We start from the raw sequence: 15576 nt of genomic DNA, 5'->3' as shown, positions 1-15576 counted from the left end.
TCAGAACGGCTTTGTTGTGCAACTATCTTGCACTATGATTTCATTGTATTTTTCTATCCAAATTTTAAAAACCTTTAAAACAGTATCTTAAAAAATATTTATGCAACAAAGCCTCCTGCATGCTATAAAACCCACATTTCTAAAAGCAGGCTGATTTAAAATTCAGCAGATTGTCTGATTCAGGAATGTAAATCGGAAAATTCATCGGGAATTGATGTATTTTGCATTGTAATTCTGTGTCAGGCTTTTTATTATTGCCGCCTTGTTTTCACGATCGGCCCGGAATTGAAATTGAGTAATTTTCTAAGCGAACACCTGATTCATCGTGACGATGAGTTTATGGTGATACATAAACCCGCTGGCATACTCACCGTTCCAGGTAAAACAGCAGATTTGCAAGATTGTGTGATGAGTCGTCTAGTTAAAATTGAGCCGCGCACTTTGCTGATTCATCGCTTAGATCGTGATACTTCGGGTATTTTGGTATTTGCACTCACGAAATGGGCGCAAAAACAAATTTCGCGTCAGTTTCAAGAACGCCAAACCGATAAAACCTATCAGGCATTGGTGGCAGGGCAACTGCAAGGTGAAGGCACTGTAGATGTGCCTGTGGTCTATGATCCTGCACATCCTCCATTACACATTGCCGATGCAACCCATAACAAACCTGCGTTAACGCATTGGCGTGCATTGGAGCAATTTGAATTGCAGGGGCAAATTGTGACTCGTGTGCAACTGACGCCGATTACAGGTCGTTCGCATCAACTGCGAGTACACATGCAATATTTAGGTCATCCAATTATTGGTGATACTTTGTATGCCACGCCCGAACAGCAACAACTCATGCCTCGTTTGTGTTTACATGCAGCAGAATTAAGTTTTCTGCATCCACAAACTGAGCAACGTGTACAGTTTACTTGCCCAGTCCCATTTTAAGCGAAAAAGGTTACGCAAAGCCTGTGCTTTAGGCTCTCTTTTTAGTGCGCTTTATGTCAAAATATATTGCTATACGCCCTGAATTTTTGCTCAAATACTCAGCTGGTTTTGCGCAAAAATTTATACGTCCTAACTTCTAAATAAAGGTGGAAAAATTGCAGCAGTTTGCTATTGGTCAACGTTGGTTATCAGACACAGAAACGGAATTAGGACTTGGTGTTCTGATTGATGTAGATGAGCGATCGGTCAGCATTTTATTCCCTAAAAGTGATGAAACCCGTGTCTACGCACGCAATAACGCACCTTTATCGCGTATCATTTTTAATGTAAATGATGAAGTTCAAGACCAAGAAGGCAATGTGTGGACGGTTGAATCGGTCGAAGACCGTCATGGCGTATTGCGTTATAACGTGGTGCGTCGTTTGCAAGATGGCAGTGAAGAAAAAAAATCACTGAATGAAACCCGTATTGGTGCAAGTATCCAACTTTCGAAACCCTTAGACCGCTTGCTTGCCAGCCAAATTGACTATAAAGAATGGTACGACTTGCGTATAGAAGCCTTGTTGATGCAAGCCAATATGCAAAGCAGTCCACTGCGTGGCTTGGTGGGTTCGCGTGTAGGTTTGATTCCACATCAACTTTATATTGCACATGAAGTCGGTAAGCGTTTTGCGCCACGTGTATTGTTGGCAGATGAAGTTGGTTTGGGTAAAACCATCGAAGCAGGTTTAATCATCCATCAGCAACTCAAAACAGGACGTGCGGAACGTATCCTGATTTTGGTGCCTGATTCGCTGCAATATCAGTGGATGATTGAAATGCGTCGCCGTTTCAATCTGCAATTCTCTTTGTTCGATTTAACTCGCACAGCATCTATTAAAGAACACGATCCTGACCTGAATCCATTCTTGACTGAACAATGCATCATTGCTTCAGTCGATTTAATGATTGACCACGATGACTTACGCGAACAAGCCTTAGAAGCAGGTTTTGATTTGCTGGTGGTCGATGAAGCGCATCACTTAATGTGGAGCGAAGAAGAAGGTGGCAATGACCGTTATGATCTGGTCGAAGAATTAGCCGAACAAACTGCAGGGGTGTTATTACTCACAGCAACGCCTGAGCAACTGGGTGTAGAAAGCCATTTTGCACGTTTACGTTTGCTCGATCCGCAGCGTTTTAGTTCGCTAGACCGTTTCTTGGATGAAGAAGCGCAATATCAACATACGGCAAAAATTGCTGAAGTCTTAATGTCAGATGCCGCATTGGAAGAAAGCCATTTGGCTGCGCTAGAAGGCTTATTGGGACATCGCATAGAAGATAACCCTGAACAGCGTTTCCGTGCTATCCACGAATTATTAGACCGTCATGGTACAGGACGTATTTTGTTCCGTAATACCCGTGAAGCAATTCAAGGTTTCCCAGGCCGTGATTGTCAGCCTGCGCCGTTACCTGCACCAGAAAACTGGTCTAAAGATGGTAAGCTGCGTGAACAAATGTGGCCAGAAGAAGCACTGCTCGATGGCAGTTGGATGGAAACTGACCCGCGTGTAATGTGGTTAATGGAGCGTTTGCGTAGCGACTTAAAACATAAAAAAGTGCTTTTAATTGCGCGTAGCGGCCCTGTGGTAGAAGCCCTTGAAAATGCGCTGCGCCTACATGCAGGTATTCGTACTGCAATGTTCCATGAAGGCATGAGCTTGTTAGAACGTGACCAAGCGGCAGCATATTTCGCAGAAGATTCTTATGGTGCACAAATTTTATTGTGTTCCGAAATTGGTTCAGAAGGGCGTAACTTCCAGTTTGCATCAGACCTGATTTTGTTTGACTTACCTGCCAATCCCGACGTGTTAGAACAACGTATCGGTCGTTTAGACCGTATTGGTCAAGAAAACCGTATTCAAATTCATGTGCCGTATTTGGTGGGGACTGCGCAAGAGCGTATGTTCCGTTGGTATAACGAAGCACTCAATATTTTCAGCAATATTTCACCCACTGCACAAACCTTGCAGGAAAACTTTATTGTAGATTTAAAACACTGCTTACTTGCAGATTTAGGACAACAGTTTGAAGATTTACTGGAAGCAGTCAGTGTGCAGCGTGAAGCTTTGGAAGCAGAACTTCAAGCGGGTCGAGATCGTTTGTTGGAATACAACTCTTGCCGTCCTGTGGTGGCGCAGGAAATTGTACAAGCTTTAGAAGATTACGACGACAATACCACGTTGCCTATGTTTATGAAGCGCTTTATGGCATCGACCAATATTGACTTCGATGAACAAAGCAATGGCACGGTGATTATTAAACCAACTGATCAAATGCAAGTGCAAGGTTTGACCTTAGACGAAGAAGGCATGACCGCGACGTTCTATCGGGATCAGGCGCAAATTCGTGAAGATGCACAGTATTTGACCCTAGAGCATCCATTCACAGAAAGCGTGATGGAAATGATCAATACACAAGGTTTTGGTAGCACCAACGTTGCGGTATTAAAATCTGCCGCTTTGCCACAAGGTTCTGTGTTGCTCGAAGTCTGGTTCAAAGTGGATGTCATTGCACCTAAAGCCCTGAATTTGCCATCAAGCTTGCCACAGCAACTCATTCGTGTCTTATTGAGCGAAAAAGGGCAGGATTTATCGCAAAAAATTGCCCCTGAAATTTTAAAACCTTATTTACATCATTTAGATGGCAACAGTTGTCGTCAAGTGGTGAAAGCACGCCGTGACGCGATTGAAGCGCGTTATACACAGGCTTTGGAGTTGGCTAAAGCTGCATTGCCTGAATTTAAGCAACAAGCTAAAGATGTATATAGCAAAAAATGGCAATATGAAATTGACCGTTTAAGCTATTTGAAGCAATTTAACCCAAGTATTCGTGAAGATGAAATTACACGTTTACAGAAATTGCAAAAAGAAGGTGTTGCATTATTAGATGGTTTGTCGGTCACGCCTGAAGCAATTCAGGTGATGGTGGTGGTAAAGCCATAAAGAGTGCATTCAATACAGGTGTCTAGACGGTGTATTTGTATTGAGTCGGTTTTAATCAATCACTTTTTTAAATATTTGGCATCTTCTAAATTGCACGTTTTAAGTTGGGCATTGCGCCTCATTTTTACGGAGCAGTTTAGCGGGTGCTTTTTTAATATCGCAATAAAAATTTTGTGCGAGATTTTTCACATCACAGACTTAAACAAAGTAGCAACCAGTGCTTATGTGTCATTAAAATGACTCATAATTCATCTTTTTCAGCATTCCGGTCATTTGCAAAACCCAGTGGTATGCGTAGTTTAAAGGCTGTTGATCTTTTATCTATGATTGATGTGCCAAGTGTTGAATCTGTAAGCGCGTACGCATAGATCAAGTCACAGACCCGATATTCTTCTTTTAAGCGTATTTTAAATGACTAAAGCTGCAATTCATTTTACCCATGCCAATGGTATTCCTTCTGCCAGTTATCAAAAGTTTTTTCAATGTTTTGAAGCAGATTATCATTTAAAGGCAATTCCACTGATTGGTATGCAAGCAGAATTTCCTGTGACCTATAAGTGGACCTATTTGATTCATCAAGTGATTCAGGACATTGAGCAGCAGTTTCCAAAGCAACAAGTGATTGGTTTAGGGCATTCTTTTGGTTCATTATTAACCCTGATGTGTGCCTATCAGCGTCCAGATTTATTTTCTCAATTGATTATTATGGATCCACCTTTTGTGATTGGATCGAAGTCGGCATTATTTGAAATTTTACAAAAATTTAAACTGAAATATGTAGATCAACTCACACCTGCCGCCGTGACCATGAAGCGTCGAGATCATTGGGCTAGCCATGCAGAAGCCTATCAAGCTTTGCGGCATAACCGTTTATTTAAAAAATTTGATGCACAATGTTTTGAAGATTATTTTGCCAGCGGCATACAAGTCGATGCACAAAGAGGTGGTGTAACTTTAACAATTCCAAAACGGGTAGAAGCTGAAATTTTTAGAACCGTACCTGCATGGTGGTGGCGCACACCACGCAAAGCCCCAGATGTACCTGTGCATTTAATTACAGGAAGGCATAGCCCATTTTATTTGCAAGGTTTACCGCAAGGCATGCAAAAAACTTATGGAATTGAGTTTAGTGTGGTCGAGGGAGGACACATGTTTCCTTTGGAAAATCCTGAAACCACGGCAACACATGTGCAGCAATTAATTCAAAAACAACACGCTTAACAGCGAAGTCTAGCAATTAAATGCTCAAACGGGCGTGACCTGATTCAGGAAAATCGCCCGATTTATCCTGTGTTATGTTAACGAATTTTGGCATCATCCAAATGTCGTGCACCTTCTAAAATCATGCGAATCATGGTCATGGTTTGTTCAGCGGTTTCTTTACGTTCAGTCGCAGGCATATCAATGACTTTAGCGCCCATATTAAACACCAACTGGGTAATGGCTTTTGCGACAATATCGGGATGCGCTAACTTGCTGTTATTTAAACGTTCTAAACGAATTAAATCATCCTGCAATTCTTGCTGGAAATAATTCAATTGGCGCTCAACAGCTAGCTTATAAGAGGTTGAACCCGTATAACCTTCACGTAATAGCAGGCTTAAATTGCCTTCATCGGTATCTAATTGTTCAATAAATACTTCAACCGAGCTGCGAATAATACTGTTTTGTTTAGATGCTTTTAAACGTGCTTCATGCAGAATTTGACGCAACACCACACCTGCACGATCAATCAGTTCAATCGCGAGTTCATCAATATCTTTAAAATGACGATAAAAACTGTTTGGTGCGATGCCTGCTTCACGTGCAACTTCACGTAAACTTAAAGATGCGATACTTTTTTGTGGGCCAATTAAATTTAATGCTGCCTGAAATAATTCTTGTTTGGTAATGGTAGCTTTACGCCCAACCGTACGCACGACAAGAGGCTCATGAACCGTTTCAGATTCTGGAAAAGTCACATCATGGTTTGTTTTCATGGCAGGCTGAGTCATATTTTCAATAATTTATAAGCTTAGAGGCATTATAGCGGTTGCGCCAGTACTTGTGAAATGATTAGAAACAATACAGGTGTATATACAAATATATATACATGTGTATAATAATTAAAATTTCATCGGGTGGTGCTGAATCATGCAGCTAACTGAAAAAAGAAAATCTCCCTTAACCAGTATTGCAACTGCAGTACTAGATCCTTATGCAGCAAATTTCTGGTTGCAAAAAATTAATCCATTATGGTCGGTGAATCAGTCACTCGGCAAAATTGTAAAAAAAGATACCGCTGCACAAGGTGTAGTGAGCTTTACTTTGCAATTCAATAAAAAACTCCAAATTGGCGCAGCAGGGCAGCATCATCCTGTTTATGTGACAATTCAGGGCGTACGCTATGAGCGAACATATAGTTTGACTCAGCTTGATGCACAACACGTTTTGTTGACAGTGAAAAAAGTTGATCAGGGCAAAGTCAGCACATGGCTGGTTGAGCAAGCCAAAGTTGGCGATACTTTAGAGTTTGGTGCGCCTTATGGTGATATGCAATTGCCTGCACAAGCCCAGCCTTTAATTCTATTGGCAGCAGGTAGCGGTATCACACCGATGTATAGTCTGGTACAAGACATGGCGAAATCAGGTCGTCTTGGTAGCACTCCAGTAACTTTAATGTATTGGGTAAAAACCTTTGCAGATGCAGCATTTAAAGCGCAATTTGAAGCTTGGGCACAGCAATATCCAAACTTTAAATTTCAAGTGCTTTATACCCAAGAGCCGAGTTTGGCGCACAGCCGTTTAAATGCAGAACATTTACAAGACTTGGCACAAATCGAGCAAAGTGCAGTGTTTGCATGTGGCCCATCGGGTTTTACTACTCAGGTTGAACAACTGTTTACTCAGGCTGCTGTGGTTAAAACTGAAGCTTTTAGCATGACCCCTGTTTTAGGGGACGATGTGGGCTTGGTACAAGTCACCTTAACTAAATCTAAAAAGATTGTGACCATTCCAAAAGGCAAATCAATTTTAGAAAGCCTAGAGCAGCAAAATATCAAACCGAAATATGGTTGCCGCATGGGTATTTGCCATAAATGCGTATGTAACAAAGCTGAAGGTTCAACTAAAAATTTGGTCGATGGTGTTCAAAACAGCGAACCGAATAACCAATTGAAAATATGCGTCAATTCAGCACAAACCGATTTAATTATTGATTTATAAGCGAGTTCCGATTATGAATATGCCAGTAAAAATAGAATATTTCCGCAATCCTAAAAACCGTGAACTCACTCAATTTGAATTAGATGAGCTTGCACGTGAATTAGACGCCATTAAACAAGAAGTTTTGGATGATATTGGCGAAAAAGATGCTAAATACATCCGCCGTGTTTATTCAACCATTCGTTATAGCTCAATGGCAGGTCGTGCCTTATTGTTCGCAGGATGGTTCCCGCCAGCATGGGTTTTGGGTACAGGCTTGTTAGGCTTTGCCAAAATTATGGAAAACATGGAATTAGGTCATAATGTCATGCATGGTCAGTATGACTGGATGAATGATCCTAAATTCAATGGTGCAAGTTATGAATGGGATACGGTAGGTACTTCAGACAACTGGCGTCAAACCCATAACTTTAAACACCATACTTATACCAATATTAAAGGTATGGATGATGATATTGGCTATGGTTTGGTGCGTTTGTTCCCAGAACAGCGCTGGAGATCAGGCTATTTATTGCAACCTTTATACAGTATTCCTTTCTGCTTACTGTTCCAATGGGGTGTTGCCATTCAGAATTTAGAAATTGGTAAAATTTTGAATGGCCGTAAAAGCAAAGCCCAAGCCAAAAAAGAATGGCAACCTATGCAGAAGAAAATTGGAAAACAATTGTTTAAAGATTATGTGTTCTTTCCATTGATTGCAGGCCCTTCGGCTTTACCAGTGTTTACAGGGAATTTGGTTGCGAATGGTATTCGTAATATTTGGACATTCAGCATTATTTTCTGCGGTCACTTTACGAAGGATGTAGAAGTATTTCCAAAGTCTGTGATGCAAAACGAAAGCCGTGGTCACTGGTATATGCGTCAAATTCGTGGTTCATCGAATCTTACAGGTTCTGAAGCATTCCACATTTTGACAGGACATTTAAGCCATCAAATTGAACACCATTTATATCCAGATATTCCTGCACGTCGCTATCGTAAAATGGCTCCAAAAGTACAAGCTGTGTGTGAAAAGTATGGCTTGAACTACAACAATGCGAGCTTAGTTAAACAGTACGGCAGTGTGCTTAAACGTATTGTGAAATATGCTTTTCCATTTAAGAAATAAGTGACTTACAAATGAGTTGTTTAGTACGAATAGATTAAGTGATTGATCTTGGTTTAAAACTATACTTCTATTTTGAATTAGAGGTGATGCTGTAAAGTGTCACCTTTTTTATTGCTTTAGGTGTTGTAGTCGTTATTTTTATGCAGAATCATCAGCTATTTTATTAAGAGAAAACTCTATTTTTATTTTCTATTCTGGGTATAAAAAAGTAATCACCATAGGCGGCATCCGCTACATGTAACTTAAAAAACCCACAATTCAAATTGTGGTTTTATTATATCATTCATCAAAATCAAGCCAGTTTTTTATAAGTTACAATTTCTGGCAATGAATGATCACTACCCACCATATAAGAATAAGTCGCTAAACTCAGCATGGCATCATCTTCATCACTATTACCATACGCATAAATAGCAGCATAATTTTCTAAATCATATTGTTCTAAAATCCGTATTTTCTTTTGTTCCTGACTGCAATCAGGTGTTGAATATCGCCCTGTAAATTGCTGCTTTTCAATTGCTGTTTCAGTACAAATCAAAGCGACATTTAACTGCTGACAAATATACTGTAAATAAATATCTACACTTGCAGAAACAACCACCACTTCATCTCCATTGAATTGATGCTGCTTTAATTGTTGTAATAGTTGTGGGTTAAGATCATGTATTAAATCTACTGCGTAGCGCTGTGCAAGTGCTAATATTTCAGCTGTATTTGCATCTTTAAACATAGCATTAAACAATTTAGGGCGCATGGCATGTGCAGGATAAACTTTTAAATAGTAAGCCTGAATCCAAGGCAAGATTTTAAGTCCTTGCTTAAAAATATGCCGCTTAGATAAAGCATAGAAAATAAACCCTGTAAAACTGTCTTTGCTGCACAGGGTTCCATCAAAATCAAATAAGGCTAAATTTTTATATTTTTGGCTTTTTGCATGCATGTTTTATAACGTCCATTGACTCGCGTAGCAAACCAATTGGTGTTGTAATCTCGACTCAGTTTAGGCCCTGAAATGACCACTTGCGGCATCATGGCATAAAATGGCTCTTTGCCCGTTTGCGCTTTATAGAGTTTCGTGACCGCTAAATAGGTTGCAGTGTCTTCAAATTTCTTTTCTTTTTCTTTTTTTAAGTCTGCACGAATTTGTCGTGGTGTAACCAAAATATTATGTTTGGCAAAAACAGCAATTAATTCACGTTCAGATTCACTCTTTGCATTACGCACGCCGCCATCTTTAGCGTAAAGAAGTAAATCACCATCTAAATCGAGTTCAGCTTCGGTTAAATCATTCAGCATACTTTGGAATGCTGCATTGCGACTTGAATACATGCCCGAGTTATAGTCAGCAAAGCGGTATAGCGGTTGATCATAGTCGGCAGGGTACATCATTAAACGATGAATCCCATAATATAAGCCACCATACTGGGTATATAGATCGCTGCGTAATTCTGCGATATTACCACTTTTTCGTTTGTGCTCTTTGGCATAGCTAATATGCACTTGCATAGAACCTAAAGTGGTAATTGGATTAAGTTTTTCACCAATATTTTGTCCAAACAGTTTGGCAGCACCTGTTAGTGCGGAAACATGATAATGCTTTGCCATGTAGTCAAAAATTTCACGGTATAGTTCATCTAATTCACGTTCGGTTTTTACCCGACGCATTTGGCTTAAATAGTTATCTTCAGGGCTTGGGTGGTTTTTTAGTACATCCTGAAAATAGCCTGCAACCGTGCCGCCAATTGCTTCGCCCAGTTTGTCTTTAAATTTTTCATCTAAACGATCTTGCACTTCTTTAACAGCTTTTTCACCCAAACCATAAACTTGTGGGTCTGCTACAAAGTTAGATTCCTGATCAACCACAGCAATAATGGTGCACATATTTTCTTTAGTTTGTGGAATACCCAATTGCTCAGAAATATCATAAATATCTTTAGCCCAAGCACTGCGTTCACTGACACGGTTAGGAATCAGTTTGCGAATGTGTTCTGCTTCCAAGGTCGGCTCATTGTCCTTAGACCACCATGCGCTGTCTCCACAGGCTGCTAAGCTTATGGATAAGGCGAGCACGCTGAAGGGTTTCATCAAAGAAGTGAATACAGTGTCTTTCATAGATAGGGAAAACTCGTTCCAAATGGATGAGCCCAAAGGGCAGATGCAGTATACTATGCCAATCGTTAAAGTTAAGAATATATATGTATATTGGTCCCTATCAACTGTCAAATAATTTGATCGTTGCCCCAATGGCAGGCGTTACTGATCGGCCATTTCGCTCATTGTGCAAATACTTTGGTGCTGGGCATGCGGTCAGTGAAATGATGACGTCTGACAAAACTTTGCGCATGAGTAAAAAGAGTTTGTATCGTGCCAATTTTGATGGGGAGCTTGCGCCAATTTCTGCACAAATTGCTGGTTCAGATCCGCATGATTTGGCGGAAGCAGCACGCTATCAGGTGGCCAACGGGGCGCAAATTGTTGATATCAATATGGGCTGTCCTGCCAAAAAAGTCTGTAATAAATTGGCGGGGTCTGCCTTGTTGCAAGATGAAGATTTGGTGGTACGTATTTTAGATACTGTCGTTGCTGCGGTTGATGTACCTGTAACCCTTAAAACCCGTTTGGGTTTTTTAAATGGTCAGGAAAATATCTTACGTGTGGCAAAGCGTGCGGAACAAGCTGGTATTGCCGCTTTGGCTTTGCATGGTCGTACCCGTGAAGATATGTATTTAAATCATGCACGTTACTCACTGATTAAAGACGTGAAAAGTATGTTGCAGATTCCAGTCATTGCCAATGGTGATATAGATAGCCCTGAAAAAGCCAAATATGTACTAGATTACACAGGTGCTGATGCCATTATGATTGGACGTGCAGCACAGGGACGTCCGTGGATTTTTCGGGAAATTGCACATTATTTAGCAACAGGGGAGTTGCTTGCCGCACCGAGTATTGCAGAAGTTCAAAAAGTCTTATTGGGGCATTTAGCCGAGCTTTATGAGTTTTATGGGGAATATTCAGGTTGTCGAATTTCACGTAAACACATTGCTTGGTACACCAAAGGTTTACGTTCAAGTAATGAGTTTCGCCAAAACATGTATAAAGTTGAAAGTACTGCCGAACAATTTAAAGTGGTGGAGGACTACTTCAATCAGTTATTGGCACATGGTGAAATCATGAGTGATGTACAAGTAGAAAGTGTTAATTTACTGGATACTTGATTAGCATTTAAGATTTTGATTTTATAGTTAAAATTTCACTCTTAACCGCTTTGCTTGTTTAAAGCAGAGCGGTTGTATTCTTATTTAATGTGCGTGAATCATCTCTAGCACCAATTGATTGATTAAATCTGCAGCTTCTAATTCACGAATTTGGCTAACATTACTGCCTGCCCAGAATGGCGCATAACCTTGCTCACCATGTTTGACTGCTGCTGCATGTAATTGTTTGGCGAGATCGTAAGTGTATGGATAGCTAGGCACAGCGATACGATTAGGTGTATCAATCTTTGTGTGCCAGTGATTAATCAAACCACGTGCAGGACGTCCAGAAATACTTTCTGTAATTTGGGTGATGTTTTGTTGGAACAAAGCTTGCCGATAAGCCGCATTGGCATTTGAACTTTTACATTGTACAAACGCAGTACCCAGTTGTACGGCAGATGCACCAAGGTTAAGCATGTGTTTGGCCTGCTGACCATTCATAATTCCACCTGCAGCGACCACAGGTGTTGTGCAATGCTGATGAATCAGTTGCACTAAATCACTGGTTTTCACAGCACTATCAAATGCCTGATTAAAAACACCTCTGTGCCCACCAGCTTCAATCCCTTGCGCAATAATAATATCAATTCCTGCTGCTTCGATCGCCTGAGCTTCGGCTAAATTTGTAGCAGAAACCATGGTGATGATTCCTGCATCTTTTAATGCTTGAATTTGATGCTCATGTGGAATTCCAAAATGAAAACTTACTGCTTGTGGTTGGGTTTCCAAAACCAGATTTAAATAATCATCATGGTCTTTAAAGCTTGGATAAATACATTTTAGTTGTGCAGGTGGGGTGACATCATATTGGGCAAAAATTGGCGCAAATTGTGTAATCCATGCCTGTGCAATCTGTTCATTGAGTGGTGTGGATTCATGGCAAAAGAAATTTACTTGAAATGAATTGTCGGTGAGGGCTTGAGTTTGAATGATTTGTTCACGCGCAGCTTCGACTGTATGTGCGCCTAAACCAAGCGAGCCTAATCCACCTTGATTAGAAACTTCTGCAGCAAGTTCAGGGGTTGAAACACCCGCCATTGGAGCAAGAAAAATAGGATGTTTTATATTCAGTTGTTTTAATAAAGCCATATTATTTACTCCAGTTTTTATCTACTTTGCCCAACTCTAGGTAGATTGGCAAATCATATCCGTCATTTCTTTATGAAATATTAAGATGAGCGATATCATTAAATTTGCAGATGCTTTCAGGCATAATAAGCCTGATGTATGAATTGATGAGTAAATTAATGAAGCCTTTCGTTTATGGTGGTTTGCTTGTGGTGTGTGGATTAAGTGCGTGTAGCAATCCACAGCAAACTCAAGTAAAAATTGATCCAAAGCAATATCAGGTTCAGGATGCGACTGCATTACAACAGCGTATAGATGCTTTAAATGTCAAATTGGCGCAAGACTTCAAACAATTTAAACAAGTCGAAAATATCGCATTTGCACATCAATTCCCTTTAGATGTAAATAACTTACAAACTTTGAATCAGCATTTGGTCGCCAGTACTGCTTTAAAGCCGACTAAAATTGCTTATTGCGATATGATGAATGGTTATTTTGCTGAGTTATATCGCTTAGGACATAACAATCTAGATTTTCTTAAAGATGTAAAATTACCGCGTGCAGAGCAGGAAAATTTGGCTGAAAATTTTGCCAATGCAGAATCTTATTATGATTTTATTTTGAATCGTTACACCAGTTACCGCCAAGTACAACAGACCATGGGCTATGGTTGTAATTTAAAAGCGGCGTTATAGTTGCGGCAGGATTTAGGTTTACTAGGGTCTGTTGATATTTCATAAATGGCTTGCGCTGTAGGCTAAAACTGAGCAGATTAGGCATGAAACGCAGGGAATAACGGGTTTATTTTCAAGTTTTATAACGCAATCTGTGAAAGTTTTAGCCACATGAGCAAAAACAAAGCACTGCTTTGTTTGCTGCGCAAGGGTACAAGCATATTTTTTGCTGCTATTACGTTATGTGCCAGTCATTTAGAATGAGTAAATTTCCTGTCCCATGCCTTATATCAGCTAAAAAACCTTGCGAGATATATCTCTCATGTCGCAAACATAGACGAATTGTCAACAGACCCTAATTAAATCGTGCTGAATAAAAAACTCCTGAGAACTTGCTCAGGAGTTTTTGTTTTATACAATCAAATTATTGTTGTGCTTTTTCTTTCACATTTGCAGCACCTTGTTCAACCGCACCTGCAGTCGCAGCAGTTGCATCTTTAGCAGCTTGTACAGTCGCATCAGCTGCGTTTTCTGTTGCTGTTGCAACATTGTGTGCAGCATTTTCAGTTGCTTGCGCTGCGTTATCTACCGCAGTTGCTGTAGCAGTAGCAGCTTCATGTGTTGCATCTTTGGCATCATGTGCAGCTTGAGCCGCAGCGTTTTCTAAGTGTTCACCCGTAGTTGCCCCTGTTTCTGGTGCTTTTTCTTTTGCACAACCAACAAGCGCTACAGTTGCAGCAAGACCTAAAGCAAGAAGTAGTTTATTCATTATCATGTTTCCTTTTTTACATCCACTTAAGATGGGATAATGCGAATATAACCAAAAAACAATCAATTTGAAGCTTAAAATTGTTCAAATAATGTAATGGGTTTAGATATTTTTTTGTTGTGTAGATTAGAACGATAAATTAGAGAAAAATATGCCGATGCGATTCATTTTTTCTGATAAGGTGAAATCTTGAGAATGGTTACAGTTTTTATTGTACAGTAATGCCATTCTGTAAGATTGGGATTGTAAAATGCTTAAAAAAGGGATTTATCAACATTATAAAGGGCAATTGTATCAAGTGCTGCATGTGGCTACACACAGTGAAACCCAAGAGAAATTGGTGGTTTATCAATGCTTATATGGCGATTATTCTATTTGGGCCAGACCGCTTGATATGTTCACGGAGAGTATTACTTTGGATGATGACCGTGAACAGGAACGCTTTAAATTGATTCAAGAAGTGTATTAATATTTGAAGTTATTTACCTATTTAAAACGATCCAATCTATTTTTAGATTGGATCGTTATGTGGATGCTCAAAGTTTAATAAAATCAATTATTGAATGGAAATACGGTTAAAGCTTAAATCGTATGCTAAATATTTACTCACAAAAGCTGCTTTATCACTGCGTCTTAATAAGTTGTCATAAATAAATTGTGGTACAGGATGGAATAAATCCCCAGAGCCATTTTCGTAAAATATTTTTAAATAACGTGAAGATGCACTGTATGTCCAGGATGTCACGGCAAGTGTTTTACCCATAAGCAACTCCTTTATTTTTTATATTATTTTTCACAGAATAAATCTGCTTATTTTGAACATAAGTGAAGTGCTTGCTAAAAAGTATTACAGAATTGTAACTTTTGAATATAAGTTTTTTGCGCAACCTAAACGTGCCAAAAACGACAAAACTATTATGAAGCGAAATAAAACACCACATTTAGGATGTGGTGTTTATGCTTTGCACATGAATAGTCATTCATTTAAATAAAATGATTGAAAGACTAGATTTTATAGATGACGACATTGATCTTCTTTGTCACCAGAAACACGGTTTGTGCCGCCAGTCGGTTTTACGCGGTTATCTTCACATTCTAAATTGCCATTCACGCGGTTATTTTTTACAACGATTGAGCCTGAATTATCTTTAAGTTGAATATTGCCATTTACACGGTTTGACGTGAGTTGGATGTTACGCCCATCTTCGAGTTGGATATTGCCATCAATGCGGTTGGCATGTGCATTAACCTGACTAAAGTTTCCTTTAGATTCTAAATTGCCATCAATCGTACTATTTTTAATTGCCGTATGTGAGTTGGAATGCAACATTAGGTTGCCCTTAATAGTCACATGATCAAGAACACATTGTTTATGCACTTTGACATTATCATCAATAGTTCGATTTTTAATGCTGCCATTACAGTTGAAATCAGCTAAAGCTGGCACTGAAAATGCTATTAATGTTGAAAGTAAAAATAATTTTTTCATAGAACAGCCCTCAAAAATAAATCTCACAACTGTTACCGGTACAGATTCGATTGTAGTGTTGTAATGTTTTTACATTTTCTATTC

15 protein-coding genes are annotated in these 15576 nt (G+C 39.6%); 8 read left to right on the top strand and 7 right to left on the bottom strand.

All coding sequences use genetic code 11. From position 1 onward, the window contains the following. Nucleotides 1–291 precede the first annotated feature (291 nt). From FTU92_RS04060 to FTU92_RS04050, 3 genes are all read left to right on the top strand, one after another. Complete coding sequence (locus FTU92_RS04060) at nucleotides 292–936, top strand: RluA family pseudouridine synthase (RefSeq protein WP_004973024.1); 645 nt, start codon at nucleotides 292–294, stop codon at nucleotides 934–936. 146 nt (nucleotides 937–1082) lie between these two features. Beyond that, nucleotides 1083–3920: an RNA polymerase-associated protein RapA gene (gene rapA, locus FTU92_RS04055; RefSeq protein WP_180008524.1), complete on the top strand. Its 2838-nt coding sequence runs from the start codon at nucleotides 1083–1085 to the stop codon at nucleotides 3918–3920. 411 nt (nucleotides 3921–4331) lie between these two features. Beyond that, nucleotides 4332–5141: an alpha/beta fold hydrolase gene (locus FTU92_RS04050; RefSeq protein ID WP_180095677.1), complete on the top strand. Its 810-nt coding sequence runs from the start codon at nucleotides 4332–4334 to the stop codon at nucleotides 5139–5141. A 77-nt stretch (nucleotides 5142–5218) separates the two neighbouring features. On the opposite strand, the gene fabR is transcribed toward FTU92_RS04050, so the two are convergent. Next, a complete protein-coding gene (gene fabR / locus FTU92_RS04045; protein WP_026438369.1) occupies nucleotides 5219–5899 on the bottom strand; it encodes an HTH-type transcriptional repressor FabR in 681 nt (226 codons plus the stop codon). A 154-nt stretch (nucleotides 5900–6053) separates the two neighbouring features. Between fabR and FTU92_RS04040 the strand changes: the two genes are divergently transcribed. Both FTU92_RS04040 and FTU92_RS04035 read left to right on the top strand, forming a co-directional pair. Next, nucleotides 6054–7124: a ferredoxin reductase gene (locus FTU92_RS04040; RefSeq protein WP_180095675.1), complete on the top strand. Its 1071-nt coding sequence runs from the start codon at nucleotides 6054–6056 to the stop codon at nucleotides 7122–7124. 13 nt (nucleotides 7125–7137) lie between these two features. Beyond that, on the top strand, nucleotides 7138–8232 hold the full coding sequence (locus FTU92_RS04035) for an acyl-CoA desaturase (protein WP_096900933.1): 1095 nt from the start codon (nucleotides 7138–7140) through the stop codon (nucleotides 8230–8232). Nucleotides 8233–8524: 292 nt separating this feature from the next. Here the strand turns inward: FTU92_RS04035 and FTU92_RS04030 are convergent, their stop codons facing one another. Both FTU92_RS04030 and FTU92_RS04025 read right to left on the bottom strand, forming a co-directional pair. Continuing rightward, nucleotides 8525–9172: an HAD-IB family phosphatase gene (locus FTU92_RS04030; protein WP_004973036.1), complete on the bottom strand. Its 648-nt coding sequence runs from the start codon at nucleotides 9170–9172 to the stop codon at nucleotides 8525–8527. Further along, a complete protein-coding gene (locus FTU92_RS04025; RefSeq protein WP_180095673.1) occupies nucleotides 9139–10344 on the bottom strand; it encodes a DUF1615 family protein in 1206 nt (401 codons plus the stop codon). Before FTU92_RS04025 ends, FTU92_RS04030 begins: the two co-directional genes overlap by 34 nt. A gap of 83 nt (nucleotides 10345–10427) precedes the next feature. On the opposite strand from FTU92_RS04025, the gene dusB reads away from it, so the two are divergent. After that, nucleotides 10428–11450 (top strand): tRNA dihydrouridine synthase DusB, encoded by a 1023-nt coding sequence (gene dusB, locus FTU92_RS04020; RefSeq protein ID WP_180095671.1) that lies wholly within the window; start codon nucleotides 10428–10430, stop codon nucleotides 11448–11450. An 84-nt stretch (nucleotides 11451–11534) separates the two neighbouring features. Here the strand turns inward: dusB and FTU92_RS04015 are convergent, their stop codons facing one another. Continuing rightward, the gene (locus FTU92_RS04015) at nucleotides 11535–12581 is read right to left on the bottom strand and encodes a nitronate monooxygenase family protein (protein WP_168461353.1); all 1047 of its coding nucleotides are present in this window, start codon (nucleotides 12579–12581) and stop codon (nucleotides 11535–11537) included. Between the two features lie 158 nt (nucleotides 12582–12739). Here FTU92_RS04015 and FTU92_RS04010 point away from each other — a divergent pair, with 158 nt between their 5' ends. Then, a complete protein-coding gene (locus tag FTU92_RS04010; protein ID WP_131260826.1) occupies nucleotides 12740–13255 on the top strand; it encodes a hypothetical protein in 516 nt (171 codons plus the stop codon). 403 nt (nucleotides 13256–13658) lie between these two features. On the opposite strand, the gene FTU92_RS04005 is transcribed toward FTU92_RS04010, so the two are convergent. After that, a complete protein-coding gene (locus FTU92_RS04005) occupies nucleotides 13659–14003 on the bottom strand; it encodes a hypothetical protein (protein ID WP_180095669.1) in 345 nt (114 codons plus the stop codon). A 250-nt stretch (nucleotides 14004–14253) separates the two neighbouring features. On the opposite strand from FTU92_RS04005, the gene FTU92_RS04000 reads away from it, so the two are divergent. After that, nucleotides 14254–14472 carry a DUF1653 domain-containing protein gene (locus FTU92_RS04000; protein WP_004973051.1) on the top strand — a complete coding sequence of 73 codons (219 nt, stop codon included), beginning with the start codon at nucleotides 14254–14256 and terminating at the stop codon, nucleotides 14470–14472. An 87-nt stretch (nucleotides 14473–14559) separates the two neighbouring features. Here FTU92_RS04000 and FTU92_RS03995 read toward each other — a convergent pair whose 3' ends face one another. Both FTU92_RS03995 and FTU92_RS03990 read right to left on the bottom strand, forming a co-directional pair. Continuing rightward, nucleotides 14560–14766 carry a hypothetical protein gene (locus FTU92_RS03995; protein ID WP_004973053.1) on the bottom strand — a complete coding sequence of 69 codons (207 nt, stop codon included), beginning with the start codon at nucleotides 14764–14766 and terminating at the stop codon, nucleotides 14560–14562. A gap of 249 nt (nucleotides 14767–15015) precedes the next feature. Next, entirely contained in the window at nucleotides 15016–15333 is a 318-nt protein-coding gene (locus FTU92_RS03990; protein WP_225530638.1) for a hypothetical protein, read from the bottom strand. Between the last annotated feature and the right edge of the window lie 243 nt (nucleotides 15334–15576).

This window comes from Acinetobacter sp. YH12205, from assembly GCF_013418125.1.
In the GTDB taxonomy this organism is placed as follows: Bacteria; Pseudomonadota; Gammaproteobacteria; order Pseudomonadales; family Moraxellaceae; genus Acinetobacter; species Acinetobacter towneri.
This window is presented reverse-complemented; position numbering and strand designations above follow the sequence as displayed.

Excerpts from the sequence above, each read along its gene's own strand:
- dusB (WP_180095671.1), top strand. The coding sequence starts at position 10,428 with ATGTATATTGGTCCCTATCAACTGTCAAATAATTTGATCGTTGCCCCA.
- FTU92_RS04050 (WP_180095677.1), top strand. The coding sequence starts at position 4,332 with ATGACTAAAGCTGCAATTCATTTTACCCATGCCAATGGTATTCCTTCT.
- FTU92_RS04025 (WP_180095673.1), bottom strand. The coding sequence starts at position 10,344 with ATGAAAGACACTGTATTCACTTCTTTGATGAAACCCTTCAGCGTGCTC.
- FTU92_RS03990 (WP_225530638.1), bottom strand. The coding sequence starts at position 15,333 with ATGTTGCATTCCAACTCACATACGGCAATTAAAAATAGTACGATTGAT.
- FTU92_RS04005 (WP_180095669.1), bottom strand. The coding sequence starts at position 14,003 with ATGAATAAACTACTTCTTGCTTTAGGTCTTGCTGCAACTGTAGCGCTT.
- FTU92_RS04035 (WP_096900933.1), top strand. The coding sequence starts at position 7,138 with ATGAATATGCCAGTAAAAATAGAATATTTCCGCAATCCTAAAAACCGT.
- FTU92_RS03995 (WP_004973053.1), bottom strand. The coding sequence starts at position 14,766 with ATGGGTAAAACACTTGCCGTGACATCCTGGACATACAGTGCATCTTCA.
- FTU92_RS04030 (WP_004973036.1), bottom strand. The coding sequence starts at position 9,172 with ATGCATGCAAAAAGCCAAAAATATAAAAATTTAGCCTTATTTGATTTT.
- fabR (WP_026438369.1), bottom strand. The coding sequence starts at position 5,899 with ATGAAAACAAACCATGATGTGACTTTTCCAGAATCTGAAACGGTTCAT.
- FTU92_RS04010 (WP_131260826.1), top strand. The coding sequence starts at position 12,740 with ATGAAGCCTTTCGTTTATGGTGGTTTGCTTGTGGTGTGTGGATTAAGT.
- FTU92_RS04040 (WP_180095675.1), top strand. The coding sequence starts at position 6,054 with ATGCAGCTAACTGAAAAAAGAAAATCTCCCTTAACCAGTATTGCAACT.
- FTU92_RS04000 (WP_004973051.1), top strand. The coding sequence starts at position 14,254 with ATGCTTAAAAAAGGGATTTATCAACATTATAAAGGGCAATTGTATCAA.
- FTU92_RS04015 (WP_168461353.1), bottom strand. The coding sequence starts at position 12,581 with ATGGCTTTATTAAAACAACTGAATATAAAACATCCTATTTTTCTTGCT.